Genomic DNA, 19,139 nt, shown 5'->3' with positions numbered 1-19,139 from the left:
ACTCCCGTGAAGAAGGCGGCCCGCGGCACCGCGGCACTCCTCCTGCTCCTCCTCGCTGCCGGTTGCGCGGCCCCGGCCGACGAGCGCCGTCCACCCGCACCGGCTGCCGCGTCCCCGGCATCCGGCGGTCCGGCCTCCGCTCCCCCGGCCTCCGGTGCGCCCGCCGATCCGACCGACGCCGCCTGGGTGCAGCTGATGACCCCGATGAACGAGCAGGCCGTGGCGCTGCTCTCGCTCGCCCCCGCGCGCTCCGGCGACGCCGGGATACGGAGCTGGGCGGCCGGGCTGCTGGCCTCGCAGAACGGTGAACTCGCCCGGCTGCGACCGCTGCTGGCCCACATGGGGCTGCCGGACACCAATATCCACGAGGGCCACGACATGCCGGGCATGGTGACGGCGGACGACCTCGCACGGGCCCGCACGGTGGAGGGCGCCGCCTTCGACCGGTTCCTGGTGGAGCAGATGAAGGACCATCTGACCCAGTCCGCGCAGGTGTCGCGCTCCGAGACCGGGTCCGGCACCCGGCCGGACGCCAAGCGGCTGGCCGCCGAGCTGGTGAAGGCCCGGCGCACCGAACTCGCCGCGCTCCCGGCTCTGGCCGCCGGCTCGGGCTGATGCCCCGGTCAACGTAGTCCCAAGGCCCCCGAAGCCGTTCACGCGCCGGTCTTACCACCCGGTATAAAGACTGCATGACTGCCGACGCCCCGCCGCCCGCCCGTCCCGTCACCCTGGAGGACGTCGCCGGGGTGGCCGGGGTGTCACGGGCGACCGTGTCCCGGGTGATCAACGGGGCGACCACCGTCGACCCGGTGATGCGGCGGATGGTGGAGGCGGCGGTGGACGCCACGGGTTACGTGCCCAACCGCGCGGCCCGTTCGCTGGTGACCCGGCGCACCGACTCGATCGCCCTGGTCGTCTCCGAGCGGGAGCGGCGCACCGTGCCCGAGCCGTTCGTCGGCCGGATGTTCTCCGATCCGTACTTCGGACGCGTGGTCGCCGGCCTCCTCGAAGTGCTGCGTCCCGCGGGCATCCAGCTGGTCCTGATGCTGGCCGACGACCGTGAGTCCCGCGACCAGCTGCTGTCGTATCTGCGCCACGGGCATGTCGACGGCGTGGTGCTGATCTCGTCGCACGCGGACGATCCCCTGCCCGGACTGCTGCACGGGACACGGCTGCCCGCCGTGCTCGCGGGGCAGCCGCTCAGGCCGACCCCGCTGACCTACGTCGAGGCGGACCAGCGGGCCGGGGCGCAGCTGGCCGCCGACCACCTCGCCTCGCTGGGGCGCCGCCGGATCGGGACGGTGTCCGGCCCGCAGGACATGCCGGCCAGTCAGGCGCGGCTCGCCGGTTTCCTGGACGCGCTCGCGGCGCACGGCATCCGGGACGTGGCGACCGCCGAGGGCGACTTCACCCATGCCGGTGGCGCGGCGGCGATGCGGCGGCTGCTCGCGGACCGTCCGGACCTGGACGCGGTGTTCATCGCGTCGGACCTGATGGCGCTGGGCGCCGTTCCGGTGCTGCTGCGGGCCGGCAAGGACGTTCCCGGGGACGTGGCGCTCGTCGGGTTCGACGACAGCAGCGCGGCGATGGCCTGCGATCCGCCGCTGACCACGGTCCGGCAGCCGGTGGAGGAGATGTCGGCGGAGATGGCCCGGCTGCTGCTCAAGCAGATCGGCAAGCCGGGCGACCCGGCCCCGTCCGTGATCTTCCACCCGACGCTCGTACGGCGGCAGTCCGCCTGACCCGGGCGCGTCCGGGGGCGGTCAGGGGTGTGCGCCCGTCCCGGAGCCCTCGCCCTGTCCGCGCCGGGCCCGCCCGCGCCGGGTCCACCGGCCGGCCCCGGTGCCCGGCGCTCCGTCCGCCCGCACCGGCAGCTGGGGCCCCGAAGCCTCGCTCAGCCAGCACCGCAGGACCCGGTGGACGGCCTCGGCGCCGACGAGTGCGTCCGGCCGGTCGCCGTCCTCGTCCGCGAGGGCGTCCAGCGGGTCCGTCATGGAGCGCGGCCACAGCAGGAACGGCCGGGACTGCTCGCCGCCCAGGCCGCCGTGCGAGCCGATCTGCTCCTCGAAGGCGTGCACGGTGCCGGTGGCGGGGTCGTACATGGAGTTGACCATCACATCGGCGACGTGCGGGAAGGTGTCCGTGCGCCGGACCGCGTCCGCCGCCCCGGGACCGAACGGGGCCAGCGGCCCGTGGCCGTCGGCCAGGTCCGCGACGGGCACCCGCACCCCGTCACGGGCCAGTACCACGGAGCCGTGCCGTTCGCTGCGGACGAGCAGGAAGCCGATGCCGGGGTGGTTGGCGAGCGTGGAGAGCAGGGCGGGGTGGCGGCTTTCCAGCTGTTCCAGGGACGCGCGTCCCTGGATGTCGGGGAAGGAGATCAGACCGAGGTTCCCGGAGGCGAGGACTATCGGGTCGGAGGGCTTCGCGACGTGCTCCTCCTGGCCCTCGGCGACCGGCCGGTGCAGTGCGATCCGGACCGCGTCGCGGGCCTCGGAGGCGCTGCGGGTGCGCTGCGCCCTTCGGGGCACCGGCAGTCCACTGCCCGCCCGCACCAGGTCCTTGAGGGTCAGCCCGTACACCCCCGCGAAGGTGTCCCCGGGGCTCTGGCCGTGGTCGGACAGGAGCACGATCCGGTAGGTGCGCGGGGTGTGCTCGGCGACCTTGTCGATCAGGGCGAGCGACCGGTCGAGGCGTGCGAGGACCTTCTCGGCGTCCCGGCTGCGCGGCCCCGAGTGGTGCGCCACCTCGTCGTACGCCACCAGGTCGGCGTAGACCGCGGTGCGCCCGGCGAACATGTCGCCCATGACGGCGGCGACCACCACATCGCGTTCGACGACGGTCGCGAAGGCGCGGATGAAGGGGTACAGCCCGCCGCGCTTGATGCGGGGCGTCTCCTTGCGGAGGCGGGAGCGGGTCGACTGGGCGATCTCCCGGCAGACCTCCGCGACGAAGGAGCCGGCGGTGCGGACGGCGTTGGCCGGGTCGGAGAAGTAGGCGAAGTACCCGGCCCGGGACCGGCGGCCCTTGCCGAGTCTGGCGGCCATCGACAGGACGAGCGCGAGCTGGCCCGCGCCGCCGCTGAAGAGGTTGCCCCGGCTGGCCCCGTCGAGCGCGAGGAGTCCGCCGTCCCGGGTGCGGGCGACGGCCCGGCGCTGCATCTCCAGGGCGCTCGCCGGTTTGCTGGAGACCATCACGACGCCGGACTCCTTCTCGTACCAGCGGAAGGCGGGGACGTCGTGGTTGCTGCCGTGCAGGATGCCGAGCTGGCTCGCGCCGGTCTGGCTGGACCAGTCCGTGCGCCAGGGAGTGAGGCGGTGCCCCTCGCTGTCGGCCAGCCAGTGCGCGACGGTCGGCATCAGGCCCTCGGCGGCGGCCCGCACCAGGGCGTCGTGGCCGACCCCGTCCAGCTGGATGAAGACGGTGCCCGGCGGGCCCCCGCGGGCGTCGCCCGTGCCGCTGCGCCGGCGGTGCCGGTCGGCCAGCCGGGAGAGCCGGCGGCGGTAGGCGTCGTCGTCGCGGACGGCGAGGGCGGTGGAGGTCGCGGAGGCGACCGCGGACATCACGGCCGCGACGACGACGGCGGTCTCCGGGGCGGCGGCGCCCCGCCCGTCCGGGATGAGCCGCAGCGCGATCAGCAGCAGCGAACCGTTGAGGAAGAAGACGAGCATGCCGAGCACGAGGGCCGGCACGATGAGCAGGGCCCGTACGAGCACCGGCCAGACCAGCGCGGAGAGCAGCCCGAAGGCGCCCGCGCCCCAGGCCGCGGTGAACGCGGTCTTGGTGACGGTGTCGCCGTCGGCCGACTGGAGCCGGAAGTCCGGGAGGATGCCCGCGAGCGCCAGCATGGTGAGCGTCGAGACGGCCCAGACCGCGATCACTCGCATCAGCGCGCTGCCGGCTCGCCGCCATCGCCTGTCGCCCACGCCGTTGTCACCTCACGTCCGGGCCCTGCCGTTCCGGGCCCCGTCTCAGCCTTTCACAGGGGGTCGCGCGGGCTTGCGGGCGGTCAGCAGCCGTCGTATCCGGCGGTCGGCATGGAGAGCCTGCGGTGCACTCCGGCCTTGTCGTCGGCGCTGTAGGAGGGCTCGTGGAGCCCGGCGATCTCCAGGCGTACGCCGCGCCGCTCGCACTCCGCGGTGAACTGCGGCACCGAGGCCAGGGCGCGGGCGAGGACCCGGTCGCAGGGGGCGACGAACAGCTCGATCTCGCCGCTGTCGACATCGGCCCAGAGCGCGGGGTGGTCGGGGCGCAGCCCGTAGAGGCGCAGCTGCCGGGTGACGACATAGCCCTGGTCGGCGGCCCAGCGGGCGCACATGGCGTGCTGGCCGCGGGTGTCCACCAGAAAGGGGTCGCTGTCCAGTTCTTCGAGCGGCGTGAGACTGGCGATGGCCGCCACTCGTACGTCCCCCATGGCCGTCTCCCCGTGCTTGTCCTTTGGCTTCGACCCTATGCGCCCGCTCCCGTGGCCCCAGGGCGCGTACCGGGGCGGTGAGGGGGCGCACGGGGGCACGGCCCCTGGACCCGGAATGCCTGATGCGCCGGGGTGCGCGGACCGGAGCGGGGCGGGGGCCCGTAGGCTCTTCGGGCAGGTGCGGTCAGGTCCGAAGGGTCCGGTGAACAGGAGGAGGCGACGTGCCGGTGGAGATCACCTGGTGGGGTCATGCCACGTGCACGATCGAGGACTCCGGGGTGCGCTTCCTGACCGATCCGCTCTTCGTACGGCGCTTCGCGCATCTGCGGCGCCGCCGTGGTGCGCTGCCCGGCCCGGACGCGGCCGTCGCCGACGTGGTCCTGATCTCGCATCTGCACTCCGACCATCTGCATCTGCCGTCGCTGGCGCGGGTCGCCCCGGGGGCCAGGCTGATCGTGCCGCGCGGCTCGGTGCGGGCCGTTCCGGGGCTGCGGATGCTGCGCAGGGTGCGCGGTCTGCGGATCACCGAGGTCGTGGCGGGCGACGAGGTGCGCGTGGGCGAGGTGCGGGTACGGGCCGTGCCGGCGCTGCACGACGGCCGGCGCCTTCCGCTGGGCCCGCACCGCTCCCCCGCCCTGGGGTACGTGGTGGAGGGCGCCGCCCGCACGTATTTCGCCGGGGACACCGGGCTCTTCGACGACATGGCGGAGGCGGTCGGCCCGGTGGACGTGGCCCTGCTCCCGGTCGGCGGCTGGGGCCCGTATCTCGGCCACGAGCACCTGGACGCGGGGCGCGCGGCGGAGGCGCTGGCCCGTCTTGAGCCGCGCTCGGCGGTACCGGTGCATTACGGGACGTACTGGCCGATCGGGATGGACGGCATCCGGCCGCACGAGTTCCACGCCCCGGGCGAGGAGTTCGAGCGGAAGGCGGCGCTGCGGGCGCCCGGGGTCGTGGTGCACCGGCTGGCGCACGGGGAGCGCGTGCGGCCGGAGGGCTCCGGGTGATCGAGTTCCTGCGGCAGACGGCGCAGCTGCCCCCGGAGTCGACACAGCAGGCCGTCGGCTACCCGTCGCTGTTCCTGCTGGTGGCGCTGGGTGCGCTGGTCCCGGTGGTGCCGACGGGCGCGCTGGTGAGTTCGGCGGCCGTGGTGGCGTTCCACCAGTCGTCGCCGTTCGCCCTGCTGGTGGTGTTCGCGGTGGCGTCGGCGGCGGCGTTCCTGGGGGACATATCCCTGTACTGGCTGGGGCAGCGGGGGGTGCGGTCGAAGAACGGCTCGCGGTGGCTGCGGACCATCCGGGACCGGGCCGCGCCGGAGCGGCTCGCGCAGGCGCAGCGGAAGCTGGACGAGCACGGCGCGACGGTGCTGGTGCTGTCCCGGCTGGTGCCCGCGGGGCGCATTCCGGTGATGCTGGCGTGTCTGCTGGGGCGGATGCCGATGCGGCGGTTCGCCCGGGGCGATGTGCCGGCCTGTCTGGCGTGGGCGGCTACGTATCAGCTGATCGGCATCCTGGGCGGTTCGCTGTTCCCGGAGCCGTGGCAGGGGGTGGTGGCGGCGGTGGGTCTCACGCTGCTGCTCAGCGCGGCGCCCGCGGTGTGGCGCCGGACGCGGGCGCGCTGGGCGCGGTGACGTCAGGCCGGGGCCCGCGCCGGGCGGGGCGGGCGGCAGGGGCTCGGGGCGTACGGCAGGCGGCGGATGTGGCGCGGTCCCTCCGCGTGGGGCCGGATGGTGTGTTCGCGGGCCGGCCGGGACATGGCGAGGCCAAGGACTGTCCCGTGATCCTTGGTGGATCAGCGCAGTTCGTCGAGGGCCGCCCGGAAGACGCTCAGGGCTTGTGCCACGTGCGGCAACGCGAGGGGCTCGGGGGCGGTGAGCGAGCGGATCTGCTGTTCCGGGGTCGTACCCAGCAGTGACCCGGTGCCCAGCCGTACGCGGAGGGCTCCGAGTTCGTCGCCGAAGCGGTGGCCGCCGGGGGTGGGCGTGCCGAGTCGCCGGCTGAGGTATTCCTCCAGTTCGAGCGAGTCCGTGACCCCGCGGGCGGCGAGCGCGGAGCGGAGCGGGCCGAGGTCGGCGTAGAGGTGGCGGCCGGCCTGCGGGGGCCGGGCCAGGGCGCCCGTCGCGAGCACCGCCCGGTGGGCCTCGGCGGCGACGCGGGCCTGGAGGGCGGCGGCTCGGCGGGCCCGTCCGGTGACGGCTTCCGGTTCGCGCAGCGCGTGGGCGGCGGCGGCCGCGACCGGGCGGGCGACGAAGGCGCCGAGGGCGGTGAGGATGTCCAGGGTGCGGGCCCGGCGGGCGGCGGCGCGCGCGGTGGCGGGGAACCGGGCGACGGCGACCGGCCAGGCGGGCGGGGTCAGCGCGCCGTACAGGCCGGAGACGACCGTCACGTCGTCCGGGCACATCTCGGCCGGGCTGACCAGCACCGTCTCGTGCGGCCTGTGCAGGGTGTCGCGCCAGGTCTCGTCGCTGACGATGTGCAGGCCCTCGGCGACGGCGGCCTCGCACGCCTCCCGCACGAGTTCGGGCGGGGCTACGGTCGCGGTGGGGTCGTCGGCCACGGAGAGCAGCAGCAGCCTTGGCCGGCCGCCCTCGGCGCGCACCCTGCGGACGGTCTCCAGGAGTGCGTACGGGTCGGGGACGCCGCCGCACTCGGCGGGGGTGGGCACCTGGTAGGCGGGGCGGCCGAGCAGCCGGGCCTGCGGAATCCAGGAGGCGGGGCAGGGGCGCGGCAGCAGCACGTCGCCCCCGTGCGCGGCGACCAGGGCGAGCAGCAGCGGGGAGGTGCCGGGGGCGGCGGCGACGTGATCGGGGCCGCAGCGCAGTCCGCGCCGCTCCCAGTAGGCGCAGGCGGCCTCGCGCAGGGTGGCCGACCCGCCGCCGGGTTCGGGTGCGGCCCGGTCCGCCGCCGCCGCCAGCACCTCGGCCAGTTCGGGCAGGACGGGCAGACCGGGCCAGGGGGCGTGCGGCCCGTACCGTACGGGACCGCGGTCCTCCCGGACCGTCTCCGTGCCGCGCTCCTGGCCCCCGGTCCGCTCCCGGCCCATCCGGGCCTCCTTCGCCGCCGCTCGGTCCGCTGAGGGCTGTCCTCCGGACCTTTATACGAGGGAATGGGGCGGCGCGCCCGGCCTGAGGTCGTGTCCGAGGCGGCCGGACAGCTCCTCGGCGCCGGCGACGGCGAGCGCGGCGAGTTCCCGCTCGCGCTCCTGGTCCCAGCGGATCATCGGGACGGAGACGGACAGCGCGGCGACGACCCGCCCGGAGCGGTCGCGTACGGGGGCGGCGACACAGCCCACGTCGGGGTCGGACTCCTGGCGCTCCACGGCGACGCCCCGCTTCCGCGCGGCGTCGAGCGCGGTCCGCAGCTCCCGCGCGTCGGTGACGCTGTCGCGGGTCAGGCCGGTCAGTTCGAGCCCGTCGAGCCGGGCGTCGAGTTCCCCGTCGGGCAGCGAGGCGAGCAGCATCTTGCCGACGGATGTGCAGTGGGCGGGCAGTCTGCGGCCGGCCGCCGACACCATCCGTACCGCGTGGGTGGAGTCCGCCTGGGCGATGTAGATGACGTCGGTGCCCTCCAGGACCGCCACCTGCACGGCCTCGCCGCAGGTGCCGGCCACCCACTGCGCCACCTGCCTGCCCTCGGACGCGAGGTCGAGCTGCTCCGCGTACCGGCTGCCGAGCTGGTAGGTGCGGACGCCGAGGCGGTAGCGGCCGGGCCGGTCGGGGACGGTGACCAGGTACGAACGGGCGGCGAGCGTGGTCAGCAGCTCATGGACGGTGGTACGGGGGAGCTGGAGCCTGCGGGTCACCTCGGGCGCGGAGAGCGTGCCGTCGCCGTGGAGGAAGAGTTCGAGTACGTCCAGCGCCCTGGTCACCGCGGGGACGAGTCGCCCCATGGTCGTGCACCACCCTCTCGTTCGGTATCCCGGCCGGTGACCGGGATCACGAACGCAGGCTAAGCGCGGCGGACTTGTCGGGGCAAAGACGGAGTGAAGTCGCCCACGGGCCACCCGGCCGCAGGGGAGGTTCGCCCGGTTATGGGGCCGAATGGTGGTCGGGACCGGGACTCCTCGGCCGTGCCTCCGGCGCGCTGCGGCGCGCCTGCTGGTTCGGGTCGGCGTTGGCGGGTATCCGCTGTTCCATGTCGTCAGCGAGCATCCCTTCCGTCCCGCCCCTGCTCACCGGAGTGCGCGGCCGGTTCCACAGCCGCGATGTCGCGGTGTTCCAGAACCTGGCCCGCCGGCACTGGCCGGCCGCGGGTCCCGTGCTGCCCCGGCTCAGCCGCAGCGCCAATCACGGGCTCCTGTGGTTCGCGGCGGCCGGTGCCATGGCCGCCTTCGGGGGCAGTGCCCGTGCCCGGCGGGCCGCGCTGCGGGGCGTCGCCTCGCTGGCGGTGGCCTCGGCCGCGATCAACACGGTGGGCAAGGGCGCGGTCCGCAGGGAGCGGCCGATACTGGACGCCGTGCCGGTGATACGGCAGCTGAAGCGCCAGCCGGTGACCACGTCCTTCCCCTCGGGGCACGCCGCGTCGGCCGCCGCCTTCGCCACCGGGGTGGCGCTGGAGTCCAGGGGGTGGGGTGCGGTGGTCGCGCCGGTCGCGCTGTCCGTGGCCGCGTCCCGCGTCTACACCGGGGTCCACTACCCGAGCGATGTCCTCGCGGGTGCGGTGCTGGGCGTGGGCGCGGCGTTCGCCCTGCGCGGGGTGATCCCGACGCGGGGCCAGCTGCCGGCTCCCGGCCGCCCTCCGGCCGAGGCGCCCGCCCTGCCGGACGGCCGGGACCTCGTGGTCGTCGTCAACCAGGAGTCGGGCACGGCCACGGCCACCGCGTCGCTGGTCAAGGACGCGCTGCCGGAGGCGGAGGTGGTCGAGTGCCCGCCCGACCGGCTCTCCGCCGAGCTGGAGAAGGCGGCGGGCCGGGGCCGGGCGCTGGGGGTGTGCGGCGGGGACGGCACGGTCAACCAGGCGGCGGCGGTGGCGGCCGTGCACGATGTGCCGCTCGCGGTGTTCCCCGGCGGGACCCTCAACCACTTCGCGTACGACCTGGGCATAGAGACGGTCGCGGACGCCGTCGCCGCACTCGGTGAGGGGAGCGCGGTCCGGGTGGACCTCGGCCGCTTCCGGCCGGGCCCCGACGGGCCCGGGGGTGCCCACGGCTACTTCCTCAACGCCTTCAGCCTGGGCGTGTACCCGGAGCTCGTACGGATGCGGGAGCGCTGGTCGCCCCGGATCGGCGGCTGGCCGGCCGGTGTCCTGGCGGCTCTGCGCGTGCTGCGCGGCGAGCGCCCGCTGGAGGCCGAACTCCAGGGCAGGCGGCGCCCGTTGTGGCTGCTGTTCGTCGGCAACGGCCTGTTCCAGCGGGTGGGCCCGGCGCCGGGCCGGCGGCACAACCTGGCGGACGGGCTGCTGGACGTACGGGTGGTGCACGGCGGCCGGACCCCCGCGCTCAGGCTGCTGGCCGCCGCCGTCGCGGGGCCGCTGACCCGCTCGCCGATACACGCGGCCACCCGCAGGCAACGCGTGCGGATCTCCGGGCTGAAGCCCGGCACGCCGTATGCGTACGACGGTGAAGTGGCGCACAGCGGAAGCGAGTTGATGATCGACAAGCTGCCGGAGGCGCTGACGGTGTACTGCCCGAGGCCGGTGTAGCGGACCGGGCCGGTAGGCAACGGAGGGCGGCCGGCGCCGAGTCGGCCGCCCTTTCGCATGGCCCAGCGCTGTCCACATCGCAAGATTCCCATCTCATTATTCGGCGGCAAGGTCTACGGTGGTCCTACCGATCAGCGATTTCGCGGTTCGCGTTTCGAGAGAGGATGCACGGCCATGCCGAAGGAGACCGCCGTCTACACCCACGGCCACCACGAGTCGGTGCTGCGTTCGCACCGGTGGCGCACCGCCGAGAATTCCGCGGCCTACCTCATCGGCGAACTCCGTCCGGGCCTGAGCGTGCTGGACGTCGGCTGCGGCCCCGGCACCATCACCGCCGACCTGGCCGAACGGGTCGCCCCGGGCCGGGTGACGGGGCTGGACACCACCGACGAGATCCTGGGCCAGGCGGCCGCGGCCGCCGCCGAACGCGGTTTGGACAACGTCGGGTTCGCGGTCGCGGACGTACACGCCCTGGACTACCCCGACGACTCCTTCGACGTGGTCCACGCCCATCAGGTCCTCCAGCACGTGGGCGACCCGGTGCGGGCGCTGCGCGAGATGCGCCGGGTCTGCCGCCCCGGGGGCGTCGTCGCGGCGCGCGACAGCGACTACGCCGCGATGACCTGGTTCCCCGAGTCACCGGGGCTGGACCACTGGCAGGAGCTGTACGGACGGGTGGCCCGCGCCAACGGCGGCGAGCCGGACGCCGGACGCCGGCTGCTGTCCTGGGCCCGGCAGGCGGGGTTCACCGACATCACGCCGACGGCGGGCTCCTGGTGCTTCGCCACCCCGGAGAGCCGGGCGTGGTGGAGCGGCCTGTGGGCCGACCGCACCGTCGGCTCGGCGTACGCGGCGCGCGCGGTGGACGGCGGGCACGCGACGGCGGAGCGGCTGGCGGAGATCGCCGAGGCGTGGCGCCGGTGGGGCGAGCAGGGCGACGGCTGGTTCATGGTCCCGCACGGCGAGGTGCTCTGCCGCGCCTGAGCGCACCGCCCCGGGCCCGGCACGCACGGGCCCGGGGCCGCTGCGGCGATTCGCCCGCCCGAATCGATCACGTGGCGCCGGCCCGCCAACTACCCTGGTGGGCATGGAAATCCTGGGAACCACGCTGCGTATCTGCGTCGCCGACCTGGAGGCCGCGGTGGCCTTCTACGAGGAGCTCACGGGCGGTCAGGCCCTGCGCTTCGAGCGCGGCGGGGTCTCCGTCGCCGCCATCGGCTGCTTCCTGCTGATGAGCGGGCCCGAGCCGGAACTGGAGATCCTGCGCAAGGTGACGGCGACGATCGCCGTGAAGAACGTCGACGAGGCGCACGACTCCCTGACCCGGGTCGGCGCCCGCGTCATCGCGGGCCCCGTCCCGACCCCGGTCGGCCGCAACCTGATCGCCGTCCACCCGGACGGATCGGTCTTCGAGTACGTCGACCGCCACCTGCCCGGCTGAGCCGCGACCCTCAGACCACGGCCCCGGCCAGGCCGGTCCGCTCCAGCACCAGGCCGGCCAGCTCGCGGGTGGGCAGCTCACCGTCCAGTACCACCGTGTCCTCCCGCAGGCTGCCGACCGCCGCCACGCACTCGGCGATCCGCGCCTTCCCCCAGCGCCGCGCGGCCTCGTCGCGCTCCGGATCGCCGGGCACCACCACCCGGTCGTCCAGACGCTGTTCGAGGACCCGGGCGGGCACGTCGAGGAAGAAGTGATGGACCGGCACGCCCGCCCGGTCCAGAGCGTCGAAGATCTCGTCGGCGTACTGCCGGCGGACCACGGTCATCGGTGCCAGCACCGGCCGCCCGTACTCCTCGACCAGCCCCCGCGCCAGCGACGCCACCTGCTTGCGCCAGAGCGGGATGTTCTGGAAGTCGCCGTCGGGGACCTCCACGATCCGCCGCAGCAGGAAGCCGACGTGCTCCGGGTCGTAGACCAGGGCGCCCGGCAGTCTGCGGGTCAGCTCCGTGACCAGGGTGGTCTTGCCGCTGCCGAAGGCCCCGTTGATCCAGACGATCATGTAGCGATGCTCCTGTTCCTCGTACCGTCGTGCCGTCGTGCCGTCAGGCCCTCGGGCGCATCCGGTAGTTGTACAGGTCCGGCAGGGGTTCGTCCGTGAGCCGGTGCCACATCTCCTCCAGCACCTCCGCCCCCTCGCGCAGGTCGGCGACCTCGAAGCCGGCGTCGAACAGGGCCTTCGCGTCCCCGGTCCGGCCCTCCGCGATGAGCAGCCGGGCCTCCAGCAGACGGAAGCGGCCCCGCGCCCGGATCTCCGGCGGCAGTCCCGCCCACACCGCGCGGGCGGCCTCGGCCCGGCCCGCCGTGAGGAGCGCCTCGATCGTCTCCCGGCCGAGGGCCGCGGTGGCGGCGGTCCATGCCTCGCCGTCGCCGCGCTCCGCGCACAGGCCGTCGAACGCCTCCGTGTAGTGGTCCGCCGCCCGCTCGCGCTGGCCGCTCTCCTGGGCGGCGACGGCCAGGCAGCGCAGCAGCGGCCAGCGGGACGAGGCGGTGGCCAGGCCGCGTTCCCAGCTGCGGACCGCCTGGGCGCGGTCGTCGGCGTGCCACTGGGCGACGCCGAGATGGTATTCGGTGAGCGGTTCGGCGGGGGCCGTCTCCAGCATGTCGCGCCAGTGCCAGGAGACCAGGGTGGGGCCCGGCGGGGCGGCCTCGGACGGTCCGGGGAGGGTGCCCTGCTCCAGCAGCTCCAGCCAGGGGGCCTGCTGCTCCCCGAGCGTGGAGTCGGCGAACGGCGTGCCGGGCAGCTTGTAGCGGCCGCGCCGCACCTCCAGGGCGCCCCAGCCGGAGCCGGTGGCGAGGCTCTCGCCCGGTTCCGTGTCGGCGCGGGCGCGCCAGGCGGCGTACGCGGCGTCCACGTCGGCGCGCGGCAGGACGTCGGCGAGCCGCTGTTCGGTCTCGGCGCGGGCCGCCGCCCAGTCGTTGCCGTGCACGATCGCGGGGTCGGCGGCCAGCGGCCCGTACGACTCCAGCCAGCTGAACTCGCCGCCCGGCTCCAGCGGTATGTGCTCCAGCTGGGTGCGGGCGAGGCCGGCCTGGATCTCGGCGTAGCCGCCGGTGCCGGGTTCGGTGAGCCAGTCCTGCCAGCGCCGGCCGCCGGGGCCGCTGCCCCAGAGGAACAGCTTGCGGCCGCGCAGCAGGTCGGTGGAGGTCTGGACGAGTCCGTGGCCGTGCTCGTCCAGGGACGCGATCCAGCGGCGGGCGCCCTCGGGCACCTCGTAGAAGTAGTCGGCGGGGTAGGCGCTGCGCAGCGGGTAGGTGCGGTCGGTGCCGCCGGTCTCCGGGACCGGGACCCGGGTCAGTGTCCGCTCGTACCCGAAGTGCCAGGCCTCGTCGGCCGGGGCGACGACGCGGGTGCGTTCGCCCTCGGGGACGGCGATGTTGGACCACCAGTAGACGGGTGCGGGCTGCTCGTGCGGGTTGCGTATCCGTACGCCGACGTGCAGGAACGCGGAGTCGTCGGGCAGCCACAGGTCGACCTGGAACGGCAGGTCGCGCAGCCGTTCCCACTCCCAGAGCCGGACCATCTCGCCGCCGTCGGGCGCCGGGACGCGGGCCGCGTGCACGGGGGCGCAGGAGAGGGTGGTGTGGCCGGTGGCGCCGATGTTCCACTCGATGCCGCCGGAGAACCAGGCGCCGTTGAGCGCGAAGTCGGCGGGCTGGAGGACGGGGTTGGCGTAGACGAGGCCGCGGCCGGCCGGTTTGTGGACGAGGGAGTGGATACGGCCGCCGAGTCCGGGGAGCACCGTGACGCGCAGGTGGTCGTTCTCGATGACGATCGCTTCGAGGTCCGTGGGGGTGCGTTCGCGCCCGTAGCCGTCGAGGGTGCGGACGGGCAGGACGGTGGCCAGGGGCGTGTGGCCGAGCTGGCGGGCCATGTCGCGCGGGAGCCCGGCCCGGTCCCCGTCGTCGATGACATGCGTCTCGTCCAGGGGCCGCAGCGCGGGCAGCGGGTTCTCCGGTCCCGTCGCCGCGGCGGGCAGGGTCAGTACGGCACGTCGTACGGTGGTGGCCAAGGCAACCTCGCTCACTCGCGCGGGCCGCCACAGGTCCGGGCGCCCCCCGATGACCATGGAACACGCCTGCCGCCGCCCGGACCAGGGTCCCAGGCGTCACTCTTCGGCAAAGGGCCCGGCCGCCGCCCGCCCGGAATTCCGTTTCCGCCTCGCTCCCGGCCCCGTACGCTCGCATCCGACACGAACGCGGCAGGCGAGAGGAACGGCGGAACACATGAGCACGCAGCACACGTACCGGGTGATCGTGCGCGGCACGTGGGAGGGGCTGACGGACGCGGCGCGCGAGCGGCTGCTCGCCGAGGTGGAGGAGCACGGCCTCGCCGCGATGCAGTTCACCGAGGAGGGCTCGCTGACCTACGACCGGGCGCTCAAGCACTTCAGCTTCCGGTACGTGGTCGTCTCGGACGCCGAGGACGGCGAGGAGATGGCGTCCGCGATCGCCGAGGACCGGGCGCAGACGACGCTCGGGAGGGCGGGGTACGGACACGGCGGGCTTCGGTCCACGGCCACCGACATGGACACGATGAAAATCAACTACAAGGGGCGGCGGTGACGCCCGCACACGGCGGGAGACCGTGTGCGGGCACCATCACTCCCTGACGACGCGCCATGACGCGTCACCCGTTCATTACCGCCGGTGTGCTGCCGCGCCTGTCACTGCGAGACCCGCACGTAGTCGATCAGCATCCGCTGCGGGAAGACGGTCGAGGCGTCCGGGGATCCGGGCCAGTCACCGCCCACCGCGTTGTTCAGGATGATGTAGAAGGGGTGGTCGTAGACCCAGGGGCCCTGGGTCGCCTCCACCGTCGCCTTGTCCGCCGTGAAGAAGGCGTTGCCGTCGACGGAGAACGTCATGTGGTCGGCATCCCAGTCAACGGCGTAGACGTGGAAGTCGGAGGCGAAGTCCTTGCCCGCCAGGGTGTACGGCTCCCCGTAGCCGTTGCCGCCGTAGTAGGCGGGCGCGTGCAGCGTGGAGTACACCGAGTCGGCGACGCTGCCGACGTGCTCCATGATGTCGATCTCACCCGAGTTCGGCCACGGTGTGCCGGTGTTGAAGTTGGATCCGAGCATCCAGAACGCGGGCCACAGACCCTGCGTGCCGCTCACCTTGATCCGGGCCTCGACGTGGCCGTAGGCGAAGTTGAGGTGGTTCGAGGTGTTGATGCGGCCCGAGGTGTACGAGCCGTCGGCCTCCCTCCTGGCTTCGATGACGAGGTTGCCCTCGCCGTCCATGTTGGTGTTGTCACCGTTGGTGTAGGTCTCCAGCTCGCCGTTCTGGCCGTTGCCGGGGTCCTGCGTCCACTTCCCCGTGTCGGGCTTGGTGCCCGCCGGACCGTTGAACTCGTCGCTCCAGACGAGCTGCGGCGGGTTGTGGGGCGCGGGCGGCGCGGCGGGCGGCGGCGTCGGGTCGCCGCCCGTGCCGTACACGTCGAAGCCCCACAGCGAGTAGCCGTAGCCGTTGCTGCGCGCGGTCCCGTACATCCGCACGTAGCGGCCGTCGCCGTCGACGTTCAGGGTCTCCTTGAACCCCTTGCCGGTGGTGGTGGAGTAGACGCTCGTCCAGTTGGTGCCGTCGGGTGACGTCTGGATCTGGTAGGCCGTCGCGTACGCCGGGTCCCACTGCAGCACGACCTGCGTGATGTGGGCTGTGGCGCCCAGGTCGACGCTGATCCAGCCGGGGTCGACCCAGCCGTCGCTGTCACTGGTGGCCCACCGGGTGGCCGGGTCGTGGTCGAACGCCTTGGCCGGGGTGCAGCCGACGCAGCTGTTGGCGTTCTGGTACGTGGAAGCGGTGGCCGGCTTGTCGTAGGAGAGCAGGACGGAGTCGCCGGGCGGCGGATCCGTCGGGCCGCCCGGGTCCACGTCACCGCCGCCGGTGAAGACCTGGAACTCCCAGAGGGAGATGCCGTACTCAGTGGCGCGGGCCGTGCTGTACACCCGGACGTAGCGGCCGGTGCCGGTGAGTGTGATCAGCTCGGTGGCGCCGGGCCCCGTGGTGGTGCTGTGCAGCGTGGTCCAGTCGGTGCCGTCCGTCGAGGTCTGGATCTGGTACGCCTTGGCGTAGGCCGCCTCCCAGCTGAGCTGGACCCCGCAGATGGTCTGGCGGGAGCCGAGGTCGATCCGCAGCCACTGCGGGTCGCCGGGAGCGCTGGACCAGCGCGTGCCGGCGTCGCCGTCGACGGCTGCGGAGGCCGGTGTTCCGGCGTTCTCGGTCGACGAGGCGGAGGCCGGCTTGTTCAGCGCCGCGTTGGTCCTGCCGCATTCCGCCTCGGTGGCGCCGGAGCCGCCGAAGACCTGGAACTCCCAGAGGGAGTAGCCGTAGGCGGTGGCGCGCTGGGTGCCGGTCAGTCGCACGTAGCGGCCCGAACCGGTCACGTCGAGCGTCTGCTTGCCACCGGTGGCTGTGGTGGTCGAGTAGACGCTCGTCCAGTCGGTGCCATTGGCCGACGTCTGGATCCGGAACGCCTTCGCGTACGCGGCCTCCCAGTTGAGCGTGATCCGGGAGATGGACGAGGCGGCGCCCAGGTCCACCTGGATCCACTGCGGGTCGGCCGCCGCGCTGGACCAGCGGGTGCCGGCATCGCCGTCGACCGCGGCGGAGGCGGGGGTACCGGCGTTCTCGACCGACGATGACGTTGCCGTCCTGCCCTGCGAGAGCAGGGTGTCCGCCGCCTTGGCGGGGGTGTTGCCGTTCAGGGCAAGAACCAGGCTCGCGAGAACGGTGACGACCAGCGCCAGGATCAGGGATCTTCTGCGGTTGGTCATCGAGAGGGATGAACTGGGGGAACTACTTCTGTGCATGGCGTCTCCTCGTGGTCGCCAAATCCCGAGAGAGCGCTCTCTGGGGTGAGCAGATGATTGCGGCGTTGATGCCGACACGTCAAGAAGTTGAACGCGATTCGCCGCAACCCGGCGCGGCGGCCCCTGACGTGACATCAACTGTTGAACGGGCGGTTGCGGCTCTACGGGGCGATGAGGACCCGGACTCCGTCGGTCCGCGGTCGACCTGCCGACCTGCCGACCTGCCGACCGGAGCGCAGGGCGGACCACGCGTCGCGGAACGCCCTCGGAGCCGGAAAAGCCCGGGGCGCCCGCTCCCGGCCCACGGCCGAAGGAGGTCAACCCGCGTCCGGGGGGTGATGGACCGGCCGGAATCGGGAACCCGTCTCCTGTCGCCCCACCCCCACAGGAAAGGCCCGTCCCATGACCACCCAGCAGACCACCACGCTCGGTCCCGACAGCGAACTCACCGAGGTGTTCGAGCTCGCGCAGCAGCTGCGGGTGGACTCGGTGCGCGCCAGCACCTCGGCCGGCTCCGGGCATCCCACCTCCAGTCTGTCCGCGGCCGATCTGATGGCCGTGCTCATGACCCGGCATCTGCGCTACGACTGGCAGGCCCCCGACAACCCCGCGGGCGACCACCTGATCTTTTCCAAGGGCCATGCCTCGCCGCTGCTCTACGCCATGTTCAAGGCGGCCGACGCCGTCAGCGACAAGGAGCTGATGACGACCTACCGCCGTTTCGGCCACCGGCTCCAGGGCCACCCCACGCCCGAGCTGCCCTGGGTGGACGTGGCCACCGGTTCGCTCGGCCAGGGCATCGCCTACGGCGTCGGCATCGCGCTCGCCGGGCGGGACCTGGAGAAGCAGCCCTACCGGGTGTGGGTGCTGTGCGGGGACAGCGAGATGACCGAGGGGTCCGTGTGGGAGGCCCTGGACAAGGCCGGCCAGCACAAACTGGCCAACTTCATCGCCGTCATCGACGTCAACCGCCTCGGCCAGAGCGGCCCGACCGAGTTGCAGTGGAACACCGACACCTACGCCCGCCGTGTGGAGGCGTTCGGCTGCCGCGCCCTCGTCGTCGACGGCCACGACCTCACCGCGGTCGACCGGGCCCTGAAGACCGCGGCGGACGGCACGGCCCCCACCGTGATCGTGGCGAAGACGGTGAAGGGGCGCGGGGTGAGCGAGGTCGCGGACAAGGAGGGCTGGCACGGCAAGCCGCTGCCCTCGGACATGGCGGACCGCGCCGTCGAGGAGCTGGGCGGCATCCGCGATCTCCGGGTCAGCGGCCCCCGGCCGCCGAAGGCCGCTGCCGCCGCCCCGCAGGCCGGCGGCACCGTGGAGCTGCCGCGCTTCGACCAGGGGGACGAGGTCGCCACCCGGGTCGCCTTCGGAAAGGCCCTGGTCGCGCTCGGGGCACGGCCCGACGTCGTCGCCCTGGACGCCGAGGTCGGCAACTCCACGCACTCCGAGGACTTCAAGAAGGCGTATCCCGAGCGGTTCTTCCAGACGTACATCGCCGAGCAGCAGATGATCGCCGAGGCCGTGGGCATGGCCGTGCGCGGCTACCGCCCGTACGCCACCACGTTCGCCGCCTTCCTCACCCGGGCGCACGACTTCATCCGGATGGCCGCCGTCTCGGACATCACGATGGCCCTGTGCGGCACCCACAGCGGGGTGGAGATCGGTGCCGACGGACCCTCGCAGATGGGCGTGGAGGACCTGGCCATGATGCGTTCGGTACGCGGCTCGACCGTCCTCTACCCGAGCGACGCCACCTCGGCGGCGGCGCTGACCGCGGCCATGGCCGATCTCGACGGCATCTCCTACCTGCGCACCACACGGGGCGCCTACCCGGTGCTCTACGGGAGCGAGGAGGCCTTCCCGGTCGGCGGCTCCAAGACGCTGCGCCACGGCGACGACGACCGGGTCACTCTCATCGGCGCCGGGGTCACCCTGCACGAGTGCCTGGCCGCCGCCGGTCAGCTGGCCGACGAGGGCATCGCCGCCCGCGTCATCGACCTCTACTCCGTCAAGCCGATCGACATCGCCGCCCTCACCCGCGCGGCCCAGGAGACCGGCGCGCTCGTCGTGGCCGAGGACCATCACCCCGAGGGCGGCATCGGCGAGGCCGTGCTCTCCGCCCTCGCCTCGGCCAACAGCCATCCCGCCTTCGCCCACCTCGCCGGGCGGAACCTCCCGGGGTCCGGCACCACCGGGGAACTGCTCGACGCGGCGGGCATCTCCCGCACCCACATCGCCAAAGCGGCCCGCCGCCTGGCCGGCTAGGGCCC

16 protein-coding genes are annotated in these 19,139 nt (G+C 73.8%); 9 read left to right on the top strand and 7 right to left on the bottom strand.

Translation table 11 applies throughout. The annotated features are described in order from the left end of the window. Nucleotides 1-6: 6 nt before the first annotated feature. Nucleotides 7-615 (top strand): DUF305 domain-containing protein, encoded by a 609-nt coding sequence (locus P8A18_RS29675; protein ID WP_306059497.1) that lies wholly within the window; start codon nt 7-9, stop codon nt 613-615. 74 nt (nt 616-689) lie between these two features. Next, nucleotides 690-1,742, top strand: coding sequence for a LacI family DNA-binding transcriptional regulator (locus tag P8A18_RS29670; RefSeq protein ID WP_018552606.1), 1,053 nt, complete (start codon nt 690-692; stop codon nt 1,740-1,742). 21 nt (nt 1,743-1,763) lie between these two features. On the opposite strand, the gene P8A18_RS29665 is transcribed toward P8A18_RS29670, so the two are convergent. Further along, nucleotides 1,764-3,887, bottom strand: a complete 2,124-nt coding sequence (locus P8A18_RS29665; protein WP_371933803.1) for an alkaline phosphatase family protein — start codon at nt 3,885-3,887, stop codon at nt 1,764-1,766. 122 nt (nt 3,888-4,009) lie between these two features. After that, nucleotides 4,010-4,414, bottom strand: a complete 405-nt coding sequence (locus tag P8A18_RS29660; RefSeq protein ID WP_306059492.1) for a hypothetical protein — start codon at nt 4,412-4,414, stop codon at nt 4,010-4,012. A gap of 221 nt (nt 4,415-4,635) precedes the next feature. Here P8A18_RS29660 and P8A18_RS29655 point away from each other — a divergent pair, with 221 nt between their 5' ends. Both P8A18_RS29655 and P8A18_RS29650 read left to right on the top strand, forming a co-directional pair. Continuing rightward, complete coding sequence (locus tag P8A18_RS29655) at nt 4,636-5,418, top strand: MBL fold metallo-hydrolase (RefSeq protein ID WP_306059490.1); 783 nt, start codon at nt 4,636-4,638, stop codon at nt 5,416-5,418. Beyond that, nucleotides 5,415-6,041 carry a DedA family protein gene (locus tag P8A18_RS29650; RefSeq protein ID WP_306059488.1) on the top strand — a complete coding sequence of 209 codons (627 nt, stop codon included), beginning with the start codon at nt 5,415-5,417 and terminating at the stop codon, nt 6,039-6,041. The genes P8A18_RS29655 and P8A18_RS29650 overlap by 4 nt, the downstream gene beginning before the upstream one ends. A 161-nt stretch (nt 6,042-6,202) precedes the next feature. Here the strand turns inward: P8A18_RS29650 and P8A18_RS29645 are convergent, their stop codons facing one another. Beyond that, on the bottom strand, nt 6,203-7,453 hold the full coding sequence (locus tag P8A18_RS29645; RefSeq protein WP_306059485.1) for an aminotransferase class I/II-fold pyridoxal phosphate-dependent enzyme: 1,251 nt from the start codon (nt 7,451-7,453) through the stop codon (nt 6,203-6,205). A 51-nt stretch (nt 7,454-7,504) separates the two neighbouring features. Beyond that, on the bottom strand, nt 7,505-8,299 hold the full coding sequence (locus tag P8A18_RS29640) for an IclR family transcriptional regulator (RefSeq protein ID WP_306059483.1): 795 nt from the start codon (nt 8,297-8,299) through the stop codon (nt 7,505-7,507). A gap of 245 nt (nt 8,300-8,544) precedes the next feature. Between P8A18_RS29640 and P8A18_RS29635 the strand changes: the two genes are divergently transcribed. The 3 genes from P8A18_RS29635 (at nt 8,545) to P8A18_RS29625 (ending at nt 11,491) form a co-directional block, all read left to right on the top strand. Beyond that, nucleotides 8,545-10,050 carry a bifunctional phosphatase PAP2/diacylglycerol kinase family protein gene (locus tag P8A18_RS29635; RefSeq protein WP_306059480.1) on the top strand — a complete coding sequence of 502 codons (1,506 nt, stop codon included), beginning with the start codon at nt 8,545-8,547 and terminating at the stop codon, nt 10,048-10,050. A gap of 174 nt (nt 10,051-10,224) precedes the next feature. Next, nucleotides 10,225-11,034 (top strand): class I SAM-dependent methyltransferase, encoded by an 810-nt coding sequence (locus P8A18_RS29630; protein ID WP_306059478.1) that lies wholly within the window; start codon nt 10,225-10,227, stop codon nt 11,032-11,034. 103 nt (nt 11,035-11,137) lie between these two features. Further along, nucleotides 11,138-11,491, top strand: coding sequence for a VOC family protein (locus tag P8A18_RS29625; RefSeq protein WP_306059475.1), 354 nt, complete (start codon nt 11,138-11,140; stop codon nt 11,489-11,491). A gap of 10 nt (nt 11,492-11,501) precedes the next feature. Here P8A18_RS29625 and P8A18_RS29620 read toward each other — a convergent pair whose 3' ends face one another. Together P8A18_RS29620 and P8A18_RS29615 are read right to left on the bottom strand one after the other, a co-directional pair. Then, nucleotides 11,502-12,050 carry a P-loop nucleotide/nucleoside kinase family protein gene (locus P8A18_RS29620; protein WP_306059473.1) on the bottom strand — a complete coding sequence of 183 codons (549 nt, stop codon included), beginning with the start codon at nt 12,048-12,050 and terminating at the stop codon, nt 11,502-11,504. A gap of 43 nt (nt 12,051-12,093) precedes the next feature. Beyond that, on the bottom strand, nt 12,094-14,061 hold the full coding sequence (locus P8A18_RS29615; protein WP_306059471.1) for a DUF5107 domain-containing protein: 1,968 nt from the start codon (nt 14,059-14,061) through the stop codon (nt 12,094-12,096). A 214-nt stretch (nt 14,062-14,275) separates the two neighbouring features. On the opposite strand from P8A18_RS29615, the gene P8A18_RS29610 reads away from it, so the two are divergent. After that, nucleotides 14,276-14,614 (top strand): DUF6204 family protein, encoded by a 339-nt coding sequence (locus tag P8A18_RS29610; protein WP_306059469.1) that lies wholly within the window; start codon nt 14,276-14,278, stop codon nt 14,612-14,614. Nucleotides 14,615-14,715: 101 nt separating this feature from the next. Here P8A18_RS29610 and P8A18_RS29605 read toward each other — a convergent pair whose 3' ends face one another. Continuing rightward, nucleotides 14,716-16,827: a discoidin domain-containing protein gene (locus P8A18_RS29605; protein ID WP_306059466.1), complete on the bottom strand. Its 2,112-nt coding sequence runs from the start codon at nt 16,825-16,827 to the stop codon at nt 14,716-14,718. A gap of 438 nt (nt 16,828-17,265) precedes the next feature. Here P8A18_RS29605 and P8A18_RS29600 point away from each other — a divergent pair, with 438 nt between their 5' ends. After that, nucleotides 17,266-19,134, top strand: coding sequence for a transketolase (locus P8A18_RS29600; protein ID WP_306059464.1), 1,869 nt, complete (start codon nt 17,266-17,268; stop codon nt 19,132-19,134). Nucleotides 19,135-19,139 lie beyond the last annotated feature (5 nt).

The organism is Streptomyces sp. Mut1 (genome assembly GCF_030719295.1).
GTDB lineage: Bacteria > Actinomycetota > Actinomycetes > Streptomycetales > Streptomycetaceae > Streptomyces > Streptomyces castrisilvae.
This window is presented reverse-complemented; position numbering and strand designations above follow the sequence as displayed.

Bases quoted from the DNA above. Each gene is read 5' to 3' on its own strand.
- P8A18_RS29670 (WP_018552606.1), top strand. From the start codon at position 690: ATGACTGCCGACGCCCCGCCGCCCGCCCGTCCCGTCACCCTGGAGGAC.
- P8A18_RS29665 (WP_371933803.1), bottom strand. From the start codon at position 3,887: ATGCGAGTGATCGCGGTCTGGGCCGTCTCGACGCTCACCATGCTGGCG.
- P8A18_RS29660 (WP_306059492.1), bottom strand. From the start codon at position 4,414: ATGGGGGACGTACGAGTGGCGGCCATCGCCAGTCTCACGCCGCTCGAA.
- P8A18_RS29645 (WP_306059485.1), bottom strand. From the start codon at position 7,453: ATGGGCCGGGAGCGGACCGGGGGCCAGGAGCGCGGCACGGAGACGGTC.
- P8A18_RS29640 (WP_306059483.1), bottom strand. From the start codon at position 8,299: ATGGGGCGACTCGTCCCCGCGGTGACCAGGGCGCTGGACGTACTCGAA.
- P8A18_RS29635 (WP_306059480.1), top strand. From the start codon at position 8,545: ATGTCGTCAGCGAGCATCCCTTCCGTCCCGCCCCTGCTCACCGGAGTG.
- P8A18_RS29630 (WP_306059478.1), top strand. From the start codon at position 10,225: ATGCCGAAGGAGACCGCCGTCTACACCCACGGCCACCACGAGTCGGTG.
- P8A18_RS29625 (WP_306059475.1), top strand. From the start codon at position 11,138: ATGGAAATCCTGGGAACCACGCTGCGTATCTGCGTCGCCGACCTGGAG.
- P8A18_RS29620 (WP_306059473.1), bottom strand. From the start codon at position 12,050: ATGATCGTCTGGATCAACGGGGCCTTCGGCAGCGGCAAGACCACCCTG.
- P8A18_RS29610 (WP_306059469.1), top strand. From the start codon at position 14,276: ATGAGCACGCAGCACACGTACCGGGTGATCGTGCGCGGCACGTGGGAG.
- P8A18_RS29605 (WP_306059466.1), bottom strand. From the start codon at position 16,827: ATGACCAACCGCAGAAGATCCCTGATCCTGGCGCTGGTCGTCACCGTT.
- P8A18_RS29600 (WP_306059464.1), top strand. From the start codon at position 17,266: ATGACCACCCAGCAGACCACCACGCTCGGTCCCGACAGCGAACTCACC.